The following is a 20,944-nucleotide window of genomic DNA, read 5'->3' on the forward strand; positions in this document are numbered from 1 at the left end:
AGGATTAAATAGTATAAATATTTGTGTAAGTATTTATATAAGTATTTGGTGGGTTGAAAAATGGGGGTTATATTTTAGAGCACTCGTAATTTTTATTTTTTATATTAACAAATTGACTTTTAAGTGTTTTAAAATCTGGAATATAAGCATAACCGCTAAGCGTATCTATAACGATACAAAGAGCATGCTTTTTTGATAACAAACGTATAATGCAATCTGAATTATTCTTTGCTAAAGTTTTTTCATATGCATAATTGGCATTTTTTAACGGAGAATACACTCTGCCCATTTCATCAAATACTAATCTAGTAAATCCTGAACAAGATCCTTTGAATTCAACCTTTTCTATTCCGAATCTTTTTGTAAGATTAAATCTTTGTGTAGTTTTTTCATCATCTTTACTAATAACTCCACTTTGACCTGAATTCATTAATTTGTTATGATTGATTACATCAACAGCAATTTCTCTATCTATATTGATTTCAGTTTTACCTAAATTAGCATTTCCATCACCATTTTTATCCAAGAAAATAGTATATGTTTGATCATAACCTGTGGCAGCTGATTTTATAAAATAAATCTGCCATTTACTTTTAAACCACTCTCTTTTTGCGATAGCCAACTCATCAACTCTTATGCCTTCTTGCATCATGGCTAAACTTCGGGTATATTGGATATCATTAAGAATTTGTATTGCACCTTCTAGTAGATTGTCTTTTTTTAAGTAAAGACTGCCTAAATTAAAAACTATACCTAAAATGAGAATTATAAACACAAATTCCAACAAACTGAAAGCTTTAATCATAGTTTAAAATCTGATATACTTTTTCATATTTTCCAAGTTTTACTTTAACAATTTTTTTGTCCATATCATGCTTATCGGCTTGTTTTAAAACTTTTAAATAAAACTTATTGCTATTTTTTATTCCATAAAATCGCAATCTTTTTTGCAAACTTGGGGCTGTTGCAAGCTCTAAAACATCTTGTTTTTTTAATTCTAGCGCCAATTCTTTAGCAAAATGATAATTATTGGCAAAATGACGATTTGGATTGTTTATAAAATAATACAATAATTGATTAGCGACGATTAAAAAGTAACAAAATATCAAAAAAATTATAGAACATTCTATAAAGATTTTATACCTTAATCGAAAAACCGGCAATCTCACTCTATAACTTTGCATTAAAGTTTTTATAAGCAAAGGAGTGCAAATAACACAAAAAGGCAAAAAATCATCTAAAAAAAGTTTTTGTCTTAAAGAAAGCAACAAACAAAATACAAATGTTACGCTCATTAAAAACCATAATAAATTTTTATATTTCTGAAAAGTCAAACGATAAATAGTATAAAAAAAATACACAAAAACCAAAGGAGAAAAACATGCAGCAAAAATTCCTAAGGTATCTAAAAAATAACCTCTTGGACGACCACCTGTATCAAAACCATAAAAACTGATACTCGCTCCAAACAAAACAAGAGATAAGGTAAATAAAATAGCATTTCTTTTATAAATCCCAAAAAAGAAAAAAGTTAAAAATAAAATATTAAAAGATTTATCAACAAATAATACTATAATCAATAATATATAAAAAAGCCATTTTTTTTCATATTCGTAAGCACATAATATAGCAAGGGTTAAAAAAATCACCAAAGATGCGGCATTAACCAGCAAAGCACTTGCAACAGTACCCGGCAATAAAACAAATAACAATAAAGAAAAAAAAGCATCAATTTTAGTTTTAGTATATTTTAAAGCTAGCAAATACAAAAGCAAACAACTTAAAAAATGAAAAAATAAAAAAGGAAGCCTTAAACCAAAATCATTTTGCCCAAAAATAAAAGTTCCAAAATGAGATATATAATAAAGCAAACTATGGGAAAAAATAAGTGATTTACCCTGCTCACCAAAATAAATATCAGCTTCATCAGCACTAATACTCAGTGTTGAAATTCCATAAAGCAAAGCCAACAAATCAAGACTAAGTAAAATGATGATAAGTTTATAATTTTTGATTTTTTCCATAATGAAAATTTTACAAAATTAAACTTAAAATATCAACCAAAATAAATATTAAAAAGCAAATCAAATGATAAAAAATAAATACTAATAAATACTGAAAAAAATTTTAAACCAGTCAAGGCAAACAAAAATACAATAGAAAAATAAATACGAGTACTTACTATATCTTAAAATAGGATAAGAAAAATAAAGCAATACTAACTACCAAAAAATACTATTTATCTTATAAATAAGCAAATCTCCATCTGTTTAACTCATATCTTGAAGCAATTCTCCATATCTTAATCTTAATTCTTTGTGCTAACTTTTTTATATACACGAATACTTTCGCTTAAATTTCTTTATCTTATCAAAGATAATCATAAATTTATCAATAAAAGATTTTGGTTTTATAAAAAAATAATTTTGTTTTTAAAATAATTTAAATAATGCCTTAAAACACAGGCATTATTATATCATATTTCTTCCTCGCTATTGTATTTTAAAAGTGCGACAAAGCGATAAAACATATGCACGAATTTAGAATAAGGCATCATAATAAAAAAAGCCAAAACACAACTTAAATGAAACCAAAGCATATAGGGCAAAAAATAACTTTGCTTTAAAAGCATGAGTAAAAGCCCTGTAAAACTTACTAAAAAAAGCATGAAAATAAAAACATAATCCATGCCCATACTTTGACTATCTACTATGTTTTTATCCGCTACGCTTTTTAAAACAAAAAGTCTCAAAGTTCCTATGCAAAGCATAATCCCTCCTAAGCTTCCAAAAATTTTAGGAAGTTGGGTAAAATCATAAGGGGCTACTAAATTTAAAAAGTGATGATAAAAAGCTCCTAAAGAAGTTGCTATAAAACAAAACAAAAAACCATAAGCAGTAAAATGATGAAATATTTTTCTTATATTAGAACGCTTTTCATTAGGATAAGTACAACCCTCATTTTTATATCCACCTAGATATTTAAGGCTTAAAGCATCTTTTAAACTTTTTATGAAAACAGTAAAATTGAGATTTTTTATTTCTATAGCATGATAGAATTTTGCCACACTGCCCACAAGGGCTAAAAGCACCAAAAGTGAAACCGTAGCAAAAATACTCACCATATAATCATAAGAAACAATAGCAAAAAATTCCCTTTAACATTTTCACCCTCATAAGCACTCGCGCTCCAAAATCCAAAAAATAAACAAAGGATTAAAACTATACTGGTTAAAACCGCATTTTTCCTAAAGGCTAAGCCTAAAAAATTAGGAAAAGCGTATTTTTCATAACTGTATTGCCTAAGAGCTGCAAATTGTTTAGGAATCAAAACATTAAATTCATGTGGCTGGGCGTATTGACAATCATAAAAACATTCAGAACATTGGTGGCATAAATTAGCCAAATAATCCATATCCTTTAAGGAAAATTCACGCTTTTTTTCCATAGCTGGAAACACCGCACGAAGCCCCTCACAATAACGACAAGAATTGCATATAATGCAAGATTTTCGTGCTTCTTCATAAATTTTTGTAATTTTCATTTCATATCCTTTACTAACTCAAGTGCATTTTCTCCAGCCAAACGCCCAAAAACGCTTCCTATACTCATACCAAAACCTGCAACATAGCCTTGGGTTAAAATATTTCCTGCCATGATTTCACCAGCTGCAAATATATTTTTAAAAAGTTCTCCATTTTCTTGATATACCCTTGCATTTTTATCTACCTTCACACCCATGTAGGTAAAAGTCACACCTGGACGCAAAGGATAGCAATAAAAAGGTGGAGTATCTATTTTCAAAGCCCAATGTGTTTTTTCTATCTTTAAACCTTGAGTGTGACAATTATCCTGTATAGTGTGATCAAATTCTCCTTCTACAACACTTTGATTGTATTCATCTAAAGTCATCTTTAAAGCCTTTGGATCTAAGTTCATTTTAGAGGCTAATTCTTCAATAGAATTAGCCACTATGGGTTCAAAAAGTGAAGGCATGTAGCATTTTTGCACCTTAGAATCAGTGATAGAATAAGCGATTTGATCCTCTTCATTTGCCACTAAACGCCCCCAAATTACATAACGCTTTGGCCAAAAATCCTCACCCTCATCATAAAATCTTTGTGCCTTTTTATTTACCACTATACCCAAAGACACACAATCCACCCTTGAAGCTATGCCTCCATCATATTTTGGAGTCCTTACATCAATAGCAACCATATGCCCTTGAGTGGGATCGCCTATAATTTGTGCGTGATTTTTCTCTAAAGCCTTTAGCATCTTACCTTGATTAAAACGAGTTCCACGGATGATAAAATTTTTAGCCCTTTGTCCCCAAGCTTCTTCAAGCCATTCCAAATTTGACTCAAATCCCCCGCTTGCAACGATCACAGCCTTGGTTTTAATTTTCACTTCTTGATTTTGTTTTTTATCCAAAACCAAAATTTCCTTACAGCATCCATTTTCTACCATCAAATCCAAAGCTTCAAATTCATAAAAAATTTCAACCCCTAAATTTTTTGCCGCATTAAAATAAGCATTGACTAAAGATTTTCCACCCCCTAAGAAAAAAGCATTCGTGCGTCCTAAGTGCAAAGTTCCTCGCATGGAAGGTTGAAAACGCACTCCATATTTTTTAGCAAACTCTACCGCCTTTGGAGTACGAGAAATGACAAAACGAGCGTATTCTTCATTGGTTTGTCCCTTAGTCACCTTAAAAACATCTTCAAAAAACTCATCCTCGCTATAACTTTGAGTCAAGACATCCGTAGGCTCATCGTGCATAGAACGCAAATTTCTAGTGTGTTGAGAATTTCCTCCTCTCCATTCTTTTGGAGAGCTTTCTAAAAGTGCTATTTTTATATTTTCTTTTTGACTAGCTGCTACTATAGCTGCACAAAGAGCTGCATTGCCCCCGCCTATAACCACTATATCAAATTCCATTTCATTCTCCTTTTTGTTGTCTTTCATAAATTCCACCTTTTTTAAAAATAATCAAAGAAGCCACAAAAGAACAAATGGCTGCAAAGGTAAGCCCAAAATGCAGGAGAGACAGGATTGCTAGTTTTTTCTATCAAATAAGTTGAAACAGCAGGGGTAAATCCTCCAAAAATTGCCACCGCTATAGAATAAGAAAAAGAAAAACCCAAAGCTTTTACATTTTTAGGCATGATTTCTGATAAAGAAACCACCATAGCCCCATTATAAGCACCAAAAATAAAACTAAACCATAATTCCACTAAAACCAAATTGGCAAAAGAAATATTATTTGTTAAAAAATTTAACATAGGATAAGCACTGACAACACCTAAAAAAGTCATGGTTAATAAAATAGGCTTTCTTCCTATTTTATCTCCAAGAAAACCAGAAAACGGTAACCAAAAAGTATTGCTAAGTCCTATAATAGCAGTAATCATAAAACTTTCTAATTTACTAAAATGCAAAACTTTATTGGCAAAAGTTGGAGTATAAGAAGTGATAAAATAAAAAGTTACTGTCGTCATCATTACAAACATAATTCCAAAAATCACTATAGGTATATTTTCTCTAATGCTTTTGAAAATAGCTCTAAAGGTTTTTGGAGCTTGGTGAATTTTAGCCTTAAATTCAGGCGTTTCATCTAAAGTTCTTCTTATGTAAAAAATATAAGGTACAACCAAACATCCAACGATAAAAGGGATTCTCCAGCCCCAAGCTTGCATAATAGCATCACCTATAAGATAATGCAAAAGGTACGCCCAAAGCACCCGCAAATACAGTAGCAATTTGCTGAGATCCACTTTGCCAAGAAACATAAAAACCGCGTAAGTTTTTTGGTGCAATTTCTGCTAAATAAATGCTTGCTCCACCTATTTCAGCTCCAGCACTAAAACCTTGCAAAAGCCTTCCAATTACCACAATAATAGGAGCTAAAATGCCTATACTTTCATAACCAGGACAACAGGCTATAGTTAAAGTTCCAAAAGCCATAATGCCTAAAGTTACAATAAGACCTTTCTTTCTACCATGCTTATCCATATAAGATCCAAGAACTATAGCTCCGATAGGACGCATTAAAAAGCCAACTCCAAAAGCCATAAAACTTTGCATCAAAGAAATAAATTCATTTTGAGCAGGAAAAAACACTTTAGCAATAAATGCAGCATAAAAACCATAAACCGCAAAATCATACATTTCTAAAAAATTACCACTAGCAACGCTAAAAATGGTTTTAGCGTCACCCTTGCACCTTCTTGCCATATAGCCTCCTTTTTTATTTTCATTATAAACTAGTTTTAGGAATTTTTTAGTCCTAAAATATTTTTTGTATTCAAAAGTATTTTTTAAGTTACAAAACTACACAGAAAGTTGAAATAAAAAATTAATATTTTTTTATTTGGATTGCAAGTGTTAATATCTATGTATTTTTAATTAAGTAGATTTAAAAATTAAGAATAGTAAATTATTTTTTAAGTATATTGTCTAAACGAATTTTATAAGCTTGTTGAATATGAAATTTTGCTAATCTTTCTGCCTCTAAAGCATTTCTCTCTTTAATAGCATTAACAACAGCTAAATGCTCCTCATAAGCTTCTTTAGGACGATTTTCCTTGGCTAAAGTACTATCACCAAGAAGCAATAAAGAACGATCCAAATTTTCCATAATTTTAAAAAGATAATGATTTCCTGAGCAACGATACAAAGTCTGATGAAATAAAATATTACTAGCCCTAAGTTCATTAAGCTCTTTAATATTTTTCTGAACTTTTAAAATATTGACCAAAATTTCAATTTCGGCCATAGAAGCGTGTAATGCCGCAAGTTTAGCAGCTTCACCCTCTAATAATTCCCTGATCTCATAAAGCTTCGTAATAGAAATCAAATCAAGTCCTGCAACAATAAGTCCATTTTTACCATCTTGCACCAAAATTCCATCGTTTTGCAACAATCCCAAAGCTTCTCTTATAGGAGTTCTGCTAAGTCCTGTTTGTTCTACCAAATCTTGTTCTTTAACTCTATCGTTAGGTTTTAATTTTCCATCTTTAATAGATTTGATAATAAAATCATAAATTCTATCACTCGAAATTTTTTGATTTTTTTTTGGCATATTATAACCCCTAAGACTCAAATTGATTTTAGTTTTTATAAGTATAATTTTAAACAAAAAAAGGCAAAAATGCAAACTATTGATCAAATTTTTCAAACACAAATCGATATTAAAAAATCTATTTTCTTATCTTTTCTTTGCCCTTTTAAAGATTTTAAATTTTTAATAGAAACGCTAAAAAAAGAGCATCCAAAAGCTGTTCATTTTGTCTATGCTTATCGTGTTTTAAATGATTTTAATCAAATTGTAGAAGATAAAAGCGATGATGGAGAGCCTAAAGGAACTTCTGGAATGCCAACTTTAAATGTTCTAAGGGGCTATGATCTTATCAATGCGGCTTTAATCACTGTAAGATATTTTGGCGGTATAAAACTTGGTACAGGGGGACTTGTAAGAGCTTATAGCGATGCAGCAAATACCGTGATTAATAATTCTTCTTTACTTTCATTCGAATTGAAAAAAAATATAACCATTGCTATTGATTTAAAAAATTTAAATCGTTTTGAACATTTTTTAAAAACTTATTCTTTTAATTTCACAAAAGATTTTAAGGATTGCAAAGCTATATTACATATCAAATTAAATGAAAAAGAGGAGCAAGAATTTGAAATTTTTTGTAAAAATTTTGCACCTTTTGAAATAGAGAAATTATAAATTCTTGCAAGTAAATACAAAAGCTCCAAAATGGAGCTTTTGATTAAATTGCGTTCAATAAATCATTTAAAAAAGTATTATTCTTACTTTGTTCATTTGCACCTTGTTGTGTAAGATCATTGTGAACGCTAGCACTTTGAGCTCTCATAGACAACTCGCCTTCATTTTGTCTAAAACGATAAGCGTAAACATTTGACATTTGAGCATAATTACTTAAATTTGAATTTGAGTTTTGCGCATTGCTTTGAAAACTATTGCTAGAATTTAAAGCATCTCCGCTTGACTTCTCATCCGCCTTATTTAATATATCCATAAAATCAGAATTTCCAGATGAAGAATAATCTTCAACCTGTTTATCCACCTGTTTATACTGACCACTAATAGCATCGTATTCATACGAGCTGATCGTTCTATAATTTACCTGCATAGTTTTCTCCTTTCAAAATATGCAAAAACTATACAAGCAAAAAGTGTTCCTTTTTTATGCAAAAATTAATGTTTTTCAATCATGATGAGTAGGCAAATGCTCCACATCAAGCTCATTATTGGCTATAAATTCTTCCTTGGCTTTTTTACAGTTTTCATCACGCATTTTGCGGTATTCATTGCGAATCGTGATTTCTTTATCGCTTAGAGGTCTATCTTCTAAAAAACTGATATGAAAATAAGTATCATCGCTCTTTGAATAAGTTTTATAAAAATCTATATAATCAAAATAATCCTTGCCATTATCAAACTCTACGACCTCTTCTATATAAATCGTAGGTCCAAAACCCTTGTGATTTTGCGTATAGTGCCCAAAACCTGCGCTGTATTGAATTCTAAATTTAGCCATCATTTTCTCCTAAAAATTCTTGATAAGTTCCACGAAAATCCGTAAGCTTACCATTTTCTAAATGCCAAATTCTATTAGCAAAAGCAGAAACTAACTCCCTATCGTGGCTGATACAAAGCACTACACCTTTGAAATTATACAAAGCTTCACCTAGTGCAATAATACTTTCAAGATCTAAATGGTTATCAGGCTCATCTAAAAGCAAGAAATTTGGACGCTCTAGCATTAAACGAGAGAGCATTAAACGGTGTTTTTCACCCCCACTTAAACTTGCTGCCATCTTTTCTTGATCACTGCCACTAAAAAGCATTCTACCTAAACACTTACGGATTTCATCTAGATCTTTAAATTTTTCACTCATAAGCCATTCGTAAAGTTTCAAATTTTCACAAATTAAATTACTTGTATCTTGAGGAAAATATCCAAGCTCTATAGTTGCCCCAAGATGTATAGATCCACTATCTGGAATTATAGCATGGGCGATGATTTTTGCCAAAGTACTTTTGCCCACACCATTTGCCCCGATCAAAGCAATTTTATCATTTTTTTCTATTTTTAGCTCCAAATTTGAAAATAGTTGTTTATCATAAGCCTTGCCTATACCTTTAAATTCTAAAACTTCATTACCTATTTCACGATTGGTTCTAAAAACTATGCTAGGATCTCTACGGCTTGAAATTTTAATCTCTTCAAGCTCTAGTTTTTCAAGTGCCTTAGCACGGCTTGTGGCTTGTTTTGCCTTAGAAGCATTTGCGCTAAAACGGCGAATGAAATTTTCTAATTCTTCTCTTTCTTTTAAGGTTTTATCGCGTTTAAGCTCAGCTTGTTTTGCCAAAAGCGTTGAAGCCATATACCAATCATCATAATTTCCCGCAAAATCACGAATTTGTTTAAAATCCACATCCAAAATTCTTGTACAAATTTTATTTAAAAAATGCCTATCATGAGAGATGACAACCAAAGTCCCTTCATGTCTTAAAAGCTCATTTTCAAGCCAAGAAATCGCCTCTAAATCAAGGTTATTTGTAGGCTCATCTAAAAAAAGCACATCCGCACCCAAAAATAAAACTTGAGCTAGTAAGACTTTAAATTTATCCGCACTTTGCAAGGTGCTCATCAAAGCATCAAAATCTTTAATCTTTAAAGAACTTAAAATTTTTTCACAACGTGTTTCACAATCATAATTTGGATCTTCTTCAGCCGTTATTATCTCAAGCTCACCTAAACGCTCATTGATCTCATCAGTAAATTCCTCGCTCATATAAAGCTTTTCTTTTTCTTTCAAAGCCTCATACAAACGCTTATTTGCACACATCACTGCATCTTTGATGGTGTAGTTTTCAAAAGCAAATTGATCCTGTCCTAAAACTGCGATTTTTAAACCTTCATCAAATACTATTTCACCACTACTTGACTCAATTTCTCCTGAAAGAATTTTTAAAAAAGTCGATTTTCCCGCACCATTAGCACCAATAAGTCCGTATCTTTGTCCTCTAACAAGCTTTAAATTAACATTTTCAAATAAAAGCTGATTTGCAAAACGCATAGTAAGATTTTTTACTTCAACCATGTTTTTCCTTAATTTTTTACTTATAAAAATTTTTAAGGATTGTATCAAAAAAAGACTTGAAAATAATTGAGATTGATAGTCTAAAATTTCATAATTAAAATAAATAAAACCCGCTTTTAAGCTTTTTTCTATACAATTATCACTTTTATTAAAATCAAGGATTTGAAATGTTTTTATTAGATTTTTTAATATCATTGAGTTTTATTTTTGAAATTTCAGCACTTGTATTATCCTTTTACTTTAAAAATTCAAGAATTTTCTTTTTGACTTTAGTATTGCTAGGAGCTAAGTTGCCTTATTTTTATACAAGTTTTTTTCAAGCTAATTTATTTGTGGCTTTGTTTTTACCTATGATTTTTACTCTATTTTGCCTTGGAAAACACCATGCTTTAATTTTAAGTAAAAAAAATATCGCTTCAATTACAACCCTTATTTTTATAGGCGTTTTAAGCATCATTTTACCTAGAAATACTACTTTTAATAGCGCTGGTTTAGAATTTCATTTTATTGCATTAGATTTTTTTAAGCCTGTAAGTGAATTAGGATTTTTATTTTTTTTAGTCGGCTTAATACTCATTTTTATCAAAACTTTTAAAACTAAAGAATATTATATTATTATCGCATTTTTTGCTGCATATTTTCAGTTTTTATTCCAAGAAGGAGCAGGAATAAGGTATTTTGAATTTGCAAGTTTAGTTTTTTGTTTTTATCTTTTAAATCACGCTTATAGATTGGCTTTTTTTGACATCTTAACAAAACTACCTAATGAAAAAAGCCTTACACGCTTTACAAAGGGAAAAAACAACTATATCATTGCCTTGCTTCATTTTAATGAACTAAAAGATACTAAAGAAAGCTATGCCAAACTCATCTTAAAACAAATTGCAAAAATTTTAAAACGCTTTAGAGCAAAAATTTTCATCGTAGACAATGATTTTATTTTAATTTTTAATGACAAAAATCAAGCTTTAAATCATCTTGCTTTTTTAGAATCCACCTTAAAAAATACGGAATTTAATTTAGAAAATGAAAATTTTAAACCAGATTTTAAACTAATTTGGCAAGAAAGTGAAGAAAATTTAGATAAAAGTTTACAAAGCCTAAGAATTAAACTCTTAGGCTAAAAATTATTTTTCGTTCGCTTCAACTTCGATATTTAAATTAATATCATCACTTAAAGTAATAGTTGAAGTACTTGCTGCAAATTTAAAATCAGAGCGTTTGATTTTTCCATTTAAAGAAAAGCCTATTTTTTCTTTTCCATCTTTGCCTTTAGCTACACCGCCGATTTCAGTATCTAAAACGATATCTTTAGAAACTCCAGCTATAGTTAAAGTTCCTGTCATTTTACCTTTTTCATTATCGATTTTTTCATATTTTTTCATTGTAAAAGTCATATCAGGATATTTTTTTGCTTTGAAAAAATCATCTTGCTGTAAGTGATTATCTCTTGTTTGATTTTCTGTATTTACAGATGCGATTTTTATAGTTGCATCAAGCTTTTTAAATTCAGCACTCGCAGGGTCAAAATCAATCACCGCAGAATAATCTTTGAAATTTCCTTTTACATTGCTAATTTGTAAATGTTTGATTTTAAAACCTACATCTGTATGTGCTTTATCTAAAGTATATTCTTTAGCAAACAAACCTGTGCTTAACAAAGACACCGCAACCAATGAACTTAATAAAACTTTTTTCATTTTTTTCCTTTTTTATAGTAATTTTCAATATAAAAATTTTATTAGATAAAACATAACAAATCATTAATAAAAATTAAAAAATTTTACTATTTAAAAATTTTACAAATTCTTCAAATTTAGGCAAATCAAGCTTTATTGCTTCTCTTTGCTGTTTTCCCCACATACACTCAGGAAAAAACGCATCTTCTTTAAATCTTGCCATAACATGAAAATGCACCCTTGGCACATAATTTGCAAAAGAGGCGATATTGATTTTTTCAGGTTTGTAAAATTCTATCATAGCCTTTTCACAAAGTAAAATTTTTTCAAAAAGTTCCTTTTGCAACTCTAAAGGACAATCGCTAAATTCTTTATAATTTTCTTTAGTAAAAATTTTAAGCCAAGGCACTTGAGCCTCCTCTTTCTCTATATAAATCAAATCATTTTCATAAATCATTACATTCCTTTGAAATTGTATTTATGATTATTTTACAAAATTTATCAAATTTTTAAGTCAAAATGCGTTAAAATTCCTAAAATTTAAAAAACAAAAAGGAGGATAAATGCAAATTAGTTCAAGTTATAACTCTTATGATTACTACTCTAGCAAACCTTCTTTTGATAAAACAAATCAATCTGATTCCACTCAAAAAGATGAAAAAAATCTTAGCGAAAATAAAGATGATAAAGAAAAAAATGGCGAACAAACCCAAATGGTTAATGGCGTAGAGCTAAGCCAAAAAGAAGTAGCTCAAGTTCGCGAACTCCAAAGTATCGATAGAAATGTAAAGGCTCATGAAGCTGCACATCAAGCAGCGGGTGGCGGCTTAGCAGGTGCTGCAAGTTTTACTTACACAAGAGGCCCTGATAATCAAATGTATGCTACAGCGGGCGAAGTTCCTATCAGCATGCAAAAAGGAAACACACCAGAAGAAACTATAGCCAATGCAAGACAAATCGCAGCAGCAGCTATGGCTCCTGCTGATCCTAGTGCGCAAGACTATAAGGTTGCAGCAAATGCTACAAAAATGGAATTTGAAGCAAGAGCTGAAGCAATGAAACTTAAAGCCAAAGAAGCCAAAGAAAAAGAAGAAGAAAATAAAGAAAAAGATGACAAAAATTCAGAAAATAGCTTAGAAAAAACAGATAAAGATTCAAAAAACAACGATAAAAATTCAAATTTTGATAAAGACTTTAAAAATTTTGTCGCTAGAACTTATCAACAAAACTCACAAAATAACGACATTAAATTCAATATCGCATCTTAAAATTCTTAATTTAAATAAAAAATTTATGCCAATCTTCCTTATAAATAAAGCTTTGTTTTAAAACTAAACAGATATATCTAAAAATTTATCTTTTTTATTATCTGCTTTATCCACATTTGTAGTATTACTTTGCTTCTCTTCTTTTTTGGCTTCTAATTTTTTGTATATTCTTGCCGTTCCATAAGCTTTAAAGTATCATATATTTGATGAACTTCTTAGGCATACATTTATGGAAACGATGACTTGAATTTGCATGTAAAATATTTAACATTTTTTCTTTTTTATAATTTAAATTTTTGCATTTTCAATACTTTCATCTCTAATTTTAGTAAGTGTCTGCAGGGGATTATTTCCAAAATATCTATTAAAAGAACTTAAAGTAATCATCTTGCATACCACCCTCGAAGAGCAGACTACATTTGCCTTTTTGTGTAATTGTAGTTTGAATAAGAATTTATACCATTAATCATTTTTGCCTTCCTTGATATTATATACTATATCGGAAGAAAATTAAAAATTTATAATCTTGAGAGTTTTCAAAAACTCTCAAGTTATTATCAAGTTAAGCTTTTTCCACTTTTATGATATTTTAAAATACCTTCAGCACAGCGATAAGCCAAAGCTCCCACAGTATCAGTTGGATTATATCCACTATTGTGTTGGAAATTTCCTGCTCCTACAACAAAAAGATTATCCGCATCCCAGTGTTGTAAATAAGTATTAACCACACTAGTTTCTCTATCTGCGCCCATGGTTGTTCCACCTGTGTTATGAGTAGATTGATAAGGCACAACGCTATAATCCTTAAGATAAGCACCTTTTTTAATTGATTTTACTCCTTGCATTCTTTTTGCTACCTCAGCTGTTTTATCTGTGATAAATTTATGCAAAGCTCTATCTTGATCGGTGAAATTATAAGTTAAGCGTAAAAGTGGCATACCAAAAGCATCTTTATAAGTTGGATCAAGACTTAAATAATTATTCTTATGAGGCAAAGAAGCACCTTGCCCTCCTACTGTAATAGCTCTTGTGAAATTATAGTTTAATGCTTTTTTAAATTCGGCACCCCAAGTTGGAGCTCCTGCTGGAAGTGGGGCTGATTGTATAGGGCGAGTTCCAAGCTGAACGCTATAAATCATAGCTCCATGAAGGAATTTTTCCTTAGAATGATCAAAATTATCTCCGTTAAAATCATCACTCGTAGTTCCTAAAGCACCTGAACCCATGAAGGTGTTAAATTGCTCATCAAAGAAAGCTGTTGTACCCATATTCATTTGATAACAATAATTTCTACCTAAAGTTCCTTTACCTGTTTTTGGATCGTATTGCTCACCTATGTTACTTACCATTAAAAGCTTAGCATTGTTAAACATATAACTTGTAAGCACAACTATATCAGCAGGCTGGATATACTCTTTCATCGTTCTAGTATCGACAAATTTTACCCCCGTTACTTTTCCGTCTTTTTTAAGAATTTGCGTTACATTGCTATAAGTGCGTATGGTGTATTTACCTGTGCTCATAGCCTTTGGAATTACTGTGTTTAAAGGACTTGCTTTTGCGCCATACTCACAACCAAAACGCTCACAATACGCACAGTATTGACAAGGAGCTAAATCTTGACCATCAGGGTTTGTATAGCCACCTTTAGAATTTGAAGCTGGCAAACGATAAGTGTGTAAATTTGAACTTTTTGCTGCACTTTCAAATCGTTTAAGCATTTTAGTATTTTCAAGAGGTTCTTGTGGATAAGGACTGGATCTAAAAGCTCCCATTTTTTCCGCTAAAGGATTTGGTTCACCTGATACCCCACAGGTTTTTTCAAATCTATCATAATAAGGCTCCATATCCTTATAAGTCACGCCCCAATCTTGCAAGGTATAATCATTACCTAATTTATTACCATATCTTTGTTTGCTTAGGGTTTGAATTTCAAAGTCATAAGGCATAAACCTAAAAGTCCAACCATTCCAATGCACCCCTGCACCGCCAACATTATTACCCAATAAAAACGAACCCATTTTACGATAAGGTAAGGCTAAACCACTAGGATCATGGCGAAAAGTCACAGTGTCTTTTGAGCAATCTTGCATCAAACCATAATTAATCCCATATCTCCACTCATCATGGATAAAATTAAAATTTTCAGTACTTTGCATATGTCCGCGTTCTAAACTAAGTACATTCAAACCTGCTTTAGTAAGCTCTGCAGCCACTATACCTCCAGTCCATCCTGCTCCAACTGTTACCACATCTACTTTTTTTAATACTTCAGCCATTTTAACTCTCCATATCTGCTAAACTCATAGGTTCAATGTTAAAAAATTCATCACTTGCAATTTTATCCACATAGCTCATTTGTGCGCCTGGATATTGCATCATTCTCCAACCATTTTTATTATCATTTCCGCCATAAATTGGATCAGCTAAAACTCCAGCTACTGTCATATCTCTTAAAAGTGTGAAAAAATAAGAAGATTTAAAACCTGTAGTTTGAATTTTTCCTTTTTCAAAATCGCTTAAAATTTTATCCTGATCTCCACCTTTAAGCAAAGAAAAAGATTTTTTATAGCGCTTTTGAGCATTTTCTTCAAGAGCATGTACACCTTCTAAAAAAATATCTTTGCGTTGCATAGGAGTTTGATAACCTTGTTCAGCTTTACCCTCCATGAAAGGTCCTTTCATATATTCTCTATCATTATAACCATAAGCACTAGCTAGCTGATTATCGATAAAATAAGGTACGCCTAAACCTATAGCTCCTTCTCCTTGCTCATCTTTAGGATAAATTCTTTCACAGGCTGCACTTAAGGTATCAAATTCAGTTTGAGTTTGAAAAAACATTCTACCTCTAATTTTATTTGATTTCCCTTGTGAAGCTTGATGCGAATGCGTAAGTTCTGCTGCCTTTAAAACAGCACCGCCACCTATAGTGCTAGCTGCTACTACAGAACCACCTAGAAGCCCTAGTTTAAAAAAGCTTCTGCGATCAATAATATTGTCTTGCATTACTTCTCCTTGATAATAATTTAAACAAGACTATATTAGTCCTATTAATATAAATTTAACTTTAAAAAGCGATAAATTTTGTGTTATTCTTAATTTTATTTAAGTATATCTTTGAAAGTAATGAAAATAGAACTTTTAATAAAGCTCTATATCTTTAGAATTAAGTTCTTTATAAGCTGCACAAGCTTCTTGATGTTTTTGATCGCAAGCCATTCCAAAATATCTTTTTGCCTTTGTTAGATCTTGTTTTTCTAGTTGATTATAGCGTCCTAGCAAATAACAAGCCTCACCAAAACCTAAAGTGCAAGATTTAGAATAAAAAGCAAGAGCAGATTTTACACTTGCTTTAACAAGCTCTCCTTTATCATATAAAGATCCTAACTGATAACAAGCTCTTGCATTTTTTAAGTCACAAGATCTTTTATAGAAACTTGAGGTCATTTGTCCATCTTTTTCTTTTTCATAAAATAAAGCTATATTATTACAACTTAATGATTCTCCTAAAGTGCAAGCTTTATTAAAAGCCAAAAGAGCTTCATTTTCACAACCTTGATTTTGCAAAAGCAAAGCCATATTAGAACACGCATTTGCTAAACCCAATTTACAAGCTTTATCGTAAAATTTATAAGCTTGATTTAAATCCTTACTCACACCCTTAGCACTTTCATGCATAAAAGCTAAAGAAAAACAAGCTTTAGAAATATCTTTTTCACAAAGACTTTTAAAAATTTCATAAGCTTTATCAAATTTATTTGCCTCGTAAAGTTTTAAACCCTCTTCTAGTTCACTTAATGCAAATAATGAATTAAAAAATAAAAATAAAGTTAAAAATATTCTCATTAATCTTCCTTTATACTTTCTCTAACATTTAAAATCTGTGCTCTTCTTTTTTGAAGTTCTGCTTTTTTAAGATCTAAAAATTTATTTTTTTCTTGGATTAAATTTTGACTTTGTTCTAAAAAATTTTTTGCAATTTTTGTCAAAATAGGCTTATTAATAAGCAAAGTTTCAAACTCATAAACATTTAATTCATTTAAAACTCTTTCATAAATTTCACTTTTTTTAGGATAAAAAAGTACAAATTCAGAACTATCAAGCTCATAAAGAACACGGCTTTCATTGATTTTACGACTAAAAAATGCGAGGCTTAGTTTCGTAGCATTTTCATAATTTGTAAAAGCCTTAAGATTTAATTTTTCAAAAAATAAATCAAGTTCTAAAATACTTTTAAATAAAAGCTCTTTAAAATCTTTCAAAAAGTACTCATCGCTTGCATTGCAAAAAGCTCTTAATTCACTAAAATTTTTATCACTTTGGAAAATGTGATCTTTTTGTATGTTTGAAAATTCTGCTTTAAAAAGCAAAATTTCTCTTTCAAGTATGTTTATAAAATCTTTTAATTTCATCTTGATTTCTTCAAAAGATTTATAAAGTTCATTTTTGATTTTTTTAAACTCTTTACTCATCACATCACTATTATAAAACATCGCCAAAAAAGCATCGTCACTTGAAATATAAGGCGCTTTATAATCATATCTTATGTATAAATCTTTCTTTAAAAATCCTTTGCTTTCTTTGTAAAAATAAGCATCTTTTTCCTTAATGCTTGCAAAAATTTCATTAGAAATTCTTTCGCTAATACTTTTAAGCTGTTCTAAAATCTGATGATTTAAAATTTCAATCTCTTTTAAAAAATTTTCATACACCAAAAATAAATGCTTTTCATAATCTTGGAATTGATTTAATAAACGATCAAAAATACCTACAAAAAGTTGATTTTCATCTTCTAAAATTTCGCATAAATTTAAAATTTTTCTTTTAACAAATTTTTCTTTTAAAGCTGTTGTATCTAGCTGAGTTAAAAAATCAAGCAAAGATTGAAAATTAGATTTTTCATAGCTTTGCTCATCTTTAGCTTCTTTGCAAGAAATAGCAATAAGCTCATTAAAATATTTTAAAAACACACTTTTTGCATAATTTAAAACATTATTTAGCTCTTCTGTGCTTAATTTATCTTTTTGATTTAATACACAAATGCTATTTTCTCCTAAAAGTTCTAAATTTGCTTTTATGGCATCTTCTTCACTTTTTTTACCTGCATTATCAATTAAACTTAACCAAATCGCTCCATGAATATTTTTAAGCTCATCAAGAGTTGTTAAAGTATCATTTTCATTTGCATTTAAACCTGGAGTATCTACAAGAGTGATTTTTTCAAGTAAAGGAATAGGTGCAAAAATATGCAAACTTTTTGCTTGTTTCACTTCATTTCTTTGATCCGTATAAAAGGCTAATTTTTCTATATTTGTGATAATATCACTTCCATCTTCAAATTCTACTCTTAAAAAATATTCTTTTGCATAGCGTAAAAAAGTAGGTTTAAAAGTAACAGGAACAACACCCGTAGGCAAACAATCACGCCCTAAGATCAAATTTAGCAAACTTGATTTACCACTTGAAAACTGCCCTATAATAGCGATATTAACATTCCTATCTAAAGAAAACACAAGCTCTTTTAATTCATTTTCTAAAGCAAAACTTGCGTGCATAAAAGGCTCATTAAGTTCCTTACAAAGCTCTTGAATACGCCCTTTAAAACTATCATCAAAACTCACACTATAGGTATTTTCATAGGCTTTTATAAAATCATTTAAAAGATTAATCTGCATTTAAAAGCCCCATTTCAAGTTGTTTTAATTTTTCAATTTTTTCTAAATTTTCTTCAAAAGAATTTAAAATATTAGCATCTTGATTTTTCAGACTCTGTAAAACTTTTTCAAGACTTTCTAATTTTGATTTTTGATTTTTTTCATAATGTTTTAATTTATCATTTAAAAACTCAAAAAATGCTCCATTGATATTTAAAGAGTTTAAAATTTCGCTCATTTTAAATTCTTTAAAAGTATCAAAAATAACCGTATCTAAATTCGTTTCAAGCTCATATAAATCTGATTTTAGATTGCTTAATTTTTCAATTTTCAATCTTAAAAGTGCAAATTTTTCACTTTGAAAAATACTATCTATATTTTTTGAAATTCCATCTTTAAAACCTTCGAAACCATTATCAAAATCATCTTTTAAAAAATCATATTTTAAAGATAAATTTGTTTTAAGCTCCTCGATTTTTTTAATATTTTCAAATTTAATTTCTCTTAAAATATCATTAATCCCATCTTTTGTGGTAATATCAACTATATTTAAAATACGAGAAAGATTAAGCTTTTGTGCATTATTTTTCAAATATTTAAACTCATCTATCAAGCGTTCTTTTAATTTTTTAGCCAAAAGTAAAACAAGATTATCTATACCACTATCTATATTTTTAAGTTTTACAATTGAATTTGAAATTTCATCTTGTGCTTCTTTTAACAAGGTATTTTGCTTTTGAAGTTCAAGTAAAAGTTTTTGATTTTCTTCGCTTACACCTTGTTTATTTTCCTTAATAAGACGATTTTGCATTTCATATTCGCTTAGAATATTTTTAAGTTCTAAATGCAATTCTTTTTTGTAAGCTCTTAAGGCAATCTTACTTTTTTCTCCTGCATAAAGCTCGTTAAAAAGATAGTTTTCAAATTCTTGCATACCACTTTTTTGCAAACTCTCCTTAGGCGCTAAACCCTTATAAAAATCACTTGCCATTTTAGCACTCACACATAAAAAATCAATCTTTTCCACCAAATTTTCATCTAAATCCACAAGTCTTGATTTTAAGCTTTCTTTGGTATAAACAATAACTTCTTCTAAATCCTTTTTGCTTAACAAATCCGCTTTAGTTAAAACAATTAAAAACTTACTCAGCCTTGAATTTAAAAGACAGCGCACTAAAAAGTCTGCATCTTTTTGAGTCAAGCTTTGAGAAGCATTCATTAAATGAATTAAAAAATCACTTTCTCTAAGATACTCATTTGTAACAATTTCTCTTTGAACTACAACATCATCAAGCCCTGGAGTATCAACTATAGAAATATTATTTTTTAAAAATTCTAAATGACTTTTAATTTCTATTTTTTTAATTAAAGCTGAAATTTTATTTTTAGCAGAACTGAAATTTTTAAGCTCACAAAGTGCGATATTTTGTATTAAAGGTTTATCTTTGATAAAATCCTCTATATTTACACTCTTATCCAGCTTATCAATAAATTCTTTTAAATCTACATTAAAGTGCGAACTTTCAAGTATATTTTGCCATTCTTTTTTATCCCAAAAATATATCTTTGCTTCTTCACTCTTGCCATAGCTTAATACTGTTAAATTAGCTGTTTCAGGTATGTTTGAAACCCCCAAAAAATCTTCTTTTAAAAGAGCATTTAAAAGACTTGATTTTCCTGCATTCATCACGCCAGTGATGGCTATATTAAACTCTAAATTTTGAAATTTTTCCAAAGTTTTTTGAAGTCTTGATTTTAAATTTTCATCAAAACTTAGCTTTTGAAGCTCTAAATTAATGGTGTTTAATTCTTTAAAATCATTTTGAAATAAAGCTTTTTGATCTATATTTTGAACTTTTTCTTGCGAAATAAAATCAAATATTTCAGCATTTTTTGAAATTTTTTCTAAAATTTTTAGAGCCTTAAGTAAATCTTGCTTTGGAATAAAGCCTGATTTAAAAAGATTTAAAATACAAATTTGAGCATTTTGTATACTAAAAATATCCACTCTTAAATCAATTTTTTTGCAAAGCTCTTGAAATTCTTTTAAGAGAAAATATCTTTCATAATTGTCTTTATTGACACTTAAAATAATCGCACACTCGGCCGTATCAAGCTTGCTTTTATCTTGAAATTTAGCATCAAAATTTAAAAATTGAAGTTCATTTTGCCAAATTTTTTGGAATAATTCTTTCATA

21 protein-coding genes and 2 pseudogenes are annotated in these 20,944 nt (G+C 29.7%); 3 read left to right on the forward strand and 20 right to left on the reverse strand.

Translation table 11 applies throughout. The features are described from left to right. Nucleotides 1-67 precede the first annotated feature (67 nt). The 8 genes from ELQ04_RS05015 to ELQ04_RS05040 form a co-directional block, all read right to left on the reverse strand. Nucleotides 68-805, reverse strand: a complete 738-nt coding sequence (locus tag ELQ04_RS05015; RefSeq protein WP_002921835.1) for a hypothetical protein — start codon at nt 803-805, stop codon at nt 68-70. After that, nucleotides 798-2,024, reverse strand: a complete 1,227-nt coding sequence (locus tag ELQ04_RS05020; RefSeq protein ID WP_002938226.1) for a hypothetical protein — start codon at nt 2,022-2,024, stop codon at nt 798-800. Before ELQ04_RS05020 ends, ELQ04_RS05015 begins: the two co-directional genes overlap by 8 nt. A gap of 452 nt (nt 2,025-2,476) precedes the next feature. Next, on the reverse strand, nt 2,477-3,121 hold the full coding sequence (locus tag ELQ04_RS08850; protein WP_002938225.1) for a hypothetical protein: 645 nt from the start codon (nt 3,119-3,121) through the stop codon (nt 2,477-2,479). After that, nucleotides 3,118-3,543 carry a hypothetical protein gene (locus tag ELQ04_RS08855; protein ID WP_002938224.1) on the reverse strand — a complete coding sequence of 142 codons (426 nt, stop codon included), beginning with the start codon at nt 3,541-3,543 and terminating at the stop codon, nt 3,118-3,120. Before ELQ04_RS08855 ends, ELQ04_RS08850 begins: the two co-directional genes overlap by 4 nt. Further along, on the reverse strand, nt 3,540-4,967 hold the full coding sequence (tcuA, locus tag ELQ04_RS05030) for an FAD-dependent tricarballylate dehydrogenase TcuA (protein ID WP_002938223.1): 1,428 nt from the start codon (nt 4,965-4,967) through the stop codon (nt 3,540-3,542). The genes ELQ04_RS08855 and tcuA overlap by 4 nt, the downstream gene beginning before the upstream one ends. A 14-nt stretch (nt 4,968-4,981) precedes the next feature. Beyond that, entirely contained in the window at nt 4,982-5,725 is a 744-nt protein-coding gene (locus ELQ04_RS08860; RefSeq protein WP_243833005.1) for an MFS transporter, read from the reverse strand. Continuing rightward, nucleotides 5,706-6,236, reverse strand: coding sequence for an MFS transporter (locus ELQ04_RS08865; protein WP_002938221.1), 531 nt, complete (start codon nt 6,234-6,236; stop codon nt 5,706-5,708). The genes ELQ04_RS08860 and ELQ04_RS08865 overlap by 20 nt, the downstream gene beginning before the upstream one ends. 202 nt (nt 6,237-6,438) lie before the next feature. Further along, on the reverse strand, nt 6,439-7,083 hold the full coding sequence (locus tag ELQ04_RS05040) for a GntR family transcriptional regulator (protein ID WP_002921842.1): 645 nt from the start codon (nt 7,081-7,083) through the stop codon (nt 6,439-6,441). Between the two features lie 69 nt (nt 7,084-7,152). Between ELQ04_RS05040 and ELQ04_RS05045 the strand changes: the two genes are divergently transcribed. After that, the gene (locus tag ELQ04_RS05045; protein WP_002895394.1) at nt 7,153-7,737 is read left to right on the forward strand and encodes a YigZ family protein; all 585 of its coding nucleotides are present in this window, start codon (nt 7,153-7,155) and stop codon (nt 7,735-7,737) included. 43 nt (nt 7,738-7,780) lie between these two features. Here the strand turns inward: ELQ04_RS05045 and ELQ04_RS05050 are convergent, their stop codons facing one another. From ELQ04_RS05050 to ELQ04_RS05060, 3 genes are all read right to left on the reverse strand, one after another. Then, nucleotides 7,781-8,164, reverse strand: a complete 384-nt coding sequence (locus ELQ04_RS05050; RefSeq protein ID WP_134224467.1) for a hypothetical protein — start codon at nt 8,162-8,164, stop codon at nt 7,781-7,783. 75 nt (nt 8,165-8,239) lie between these two features. Next, a complete protein-coding gene (locus tag ELQ04_RS05055; protein ID WP_002859498.1) occupies nt 8,240-8,575 on the reverse strand; it encodes a hypothetical protein in 336 nt (111 codons plus the stop codon). Continuing rightward, the gene (locus ELQ04_RS05060; RefSeq protein WP_002938205.1) at nt 8,565-10,142 is read right to left on the reverse strand and encodes an ABC-F family ATP-binding cassette domain-containing protein; all 1,578 of its coding nucleotides are present in this window, start codon (nt 10,140-10,142) and stop codon (nt 8,565-8,567) included. Before ELQ04_RS05060 ends, ELQ04_RS05055 begins: the two co-directional genes overlap by 11 nt. A gap of 167 nt (nt 10,143-10,309) precedes the next feature. Here ELQ04_RS05060 and ELQ04_RS05065 point away from each other — a divergent pair, with 167 nt between their 5' ends. Then, nucleotides 10,310-11,266 carry a membrane protein gene (locus ELQ04_RS05065; protein ID WP_044778130.1) on the forward strand — a complete coding sequence of 319 codons (957 nt, stop codon included), beginning with the start codon at nt 10,310-10,312 and terminating at the stop codon, nt 11,264-11,266. Between the two features lie 3 nt (nt 11,267-11,269). Here the strand turns inward: ELQ04_RS05065 and ELQ04_RS05070 are convergent, their stop codons facing one another. Together ELQ04_RS05070 and ELQ04_RS05075 are read right to left on the reverse strand one after the other, a co-directional pair. Beyond that, a complete protein-coding gene (locus ELQ04_RS05070) occupies nt 11,270-11,842 on the reverse strand; it encodes a YceI family protein (protein WP_002857612.1) in 573 nt (190 codons plus the stop codon). A 73-nt stretch (nt 11,843-11,915) separates the two neighbouring features. After that, nucleotides 11,916-12,278, reverse strand: coding sequence for an HIT family protein (locus ELQ04_RS05075; RefSeq protein ID WP_002933160.1), 363 nt, complete (start codon nt 12,276-12,278; stop codon nt 11,916-11,918). 106 nt (nt 12,279-12,384) lie between these two features. On the opposite strand from ELQ04_RS05075, the gene ELQ04_RS05080 reads away from it, so the two are divergent. Then, nucleotides 12,385-13,089 carry a putative metalloprotease CJM1_0395 family protein gene (locus ELQ04_RS05080; protein ID WP_044778132.1) on the forward strand — a complete coding sequence of 235 codons (705 nt, stop codon included), beginning with the start codon at nt 12,385-12,387 and terminating at the stop codon, nt 13,087-13,089. A gap of 63 nt (nt 13,090-13,152) precedes the next feature. Here the strand turns inward: ELQ04_RS05080 and ELQ04_RS08965 are convergent. From ELQ04_RS08965 to ELQ04_RS05115, 7 genes and pseudogenes are all read right to left on the reverse strand, one after another. After that, a pseudogene (locus ELQ04_RS08965) lies at nt 13,153-13,360 on the reverse strand (hypothetical protein). Nucleotides 13,361-13,380: 20 nt separating this feature from the next. Then, nucleotides 13,381-13,476: pseudogene (locus ELQ04_RS08870) on the reverse strand (hypothetical protein); the annotation flags it as partial. A 170-nt stretch (nt 13,477-13,646) separates the two neighbouring features. Next, nucleotides 13,647-15,368 carry a GMC family oxidoreductase gene (locus tag ELQ04_RS05095; RefSeq protein WP_002894673.1) on the reverse strand — a complete coding sequence of 574 codons (1,722 nt, stop codon included), beginning with the start codon at nt 15,366-15,368 and terminating at the stop codon, nt 13,647-13,649. Between the two features lies 1 nt (nt 15,369). Then, nucleotides 15,370-16,098 carry a gluconate 2-dehydrogenase subunit 3 family protein gene (locus tag ELQ04_RS05100; protein ID WP_002926572.1) on the reverse strand — a complete coding sequence of 243 codons (729 nt, stop codon included), beginning with the start codon at nt 16,096-16,098 and terminating at the stop codon, nt 15,370-15,372. 135 nt (nt 16,099-16,233) lie between these two features. After that, nucleotides 16,234-16,938 carry a tetratricopeptide repeat protein gene (locus ELQ04_RS05105; RefSeq protein ID WP_044778133.1) on the reverse strand — a complete coding sequence of 235 codons (705 nt, stop codon included), beginning with the start codon at nt 16,936-16,938 and terminating at the stop codon, nt 16,234-16,236. Then, nucleotides 16,938-18,767: a dynamin family protein gene (locus ELQ04_RS05110; RefSeq protein ID WP_002938184.1), complete on the reverse strand. Its 1,830-nt coding sequence runs from the start codon at nt 18,765-18,767 to the stop codon at nt 16,938-16,940. Before ELQ04_RS05110 ends, ELQ04_RS05105 begins: the two co-directional genes overlap by 1 nt. Next, nucleotides 18,757-20,943, reverse strand: a complete 2,187-nt coding sequence (locus ELQ04_RS05115) for a dynamin family protein (protein ID WP_002938182.1) — start codon at nt 20,941-20,943, stop codon at nt 18,757-18,759. Before ELQ04_RS05115 ends, ELQ04_RS05110 begins: the two co-directional genes overlap by 11 nt. Nucleotide 20,944: the final 1 nt, after the last annotated feature.

It is taken from the genome of Campylobacter sp. CH278, assembly GCF_004378845.1.
Classification (GTDB): domain Bacteria; phylum Campylobacterota; class Campylobacteria; order Campylobacterales; family Campylobacteraceae; genus Campylobacter_D; species Campylobacter_D jejuni.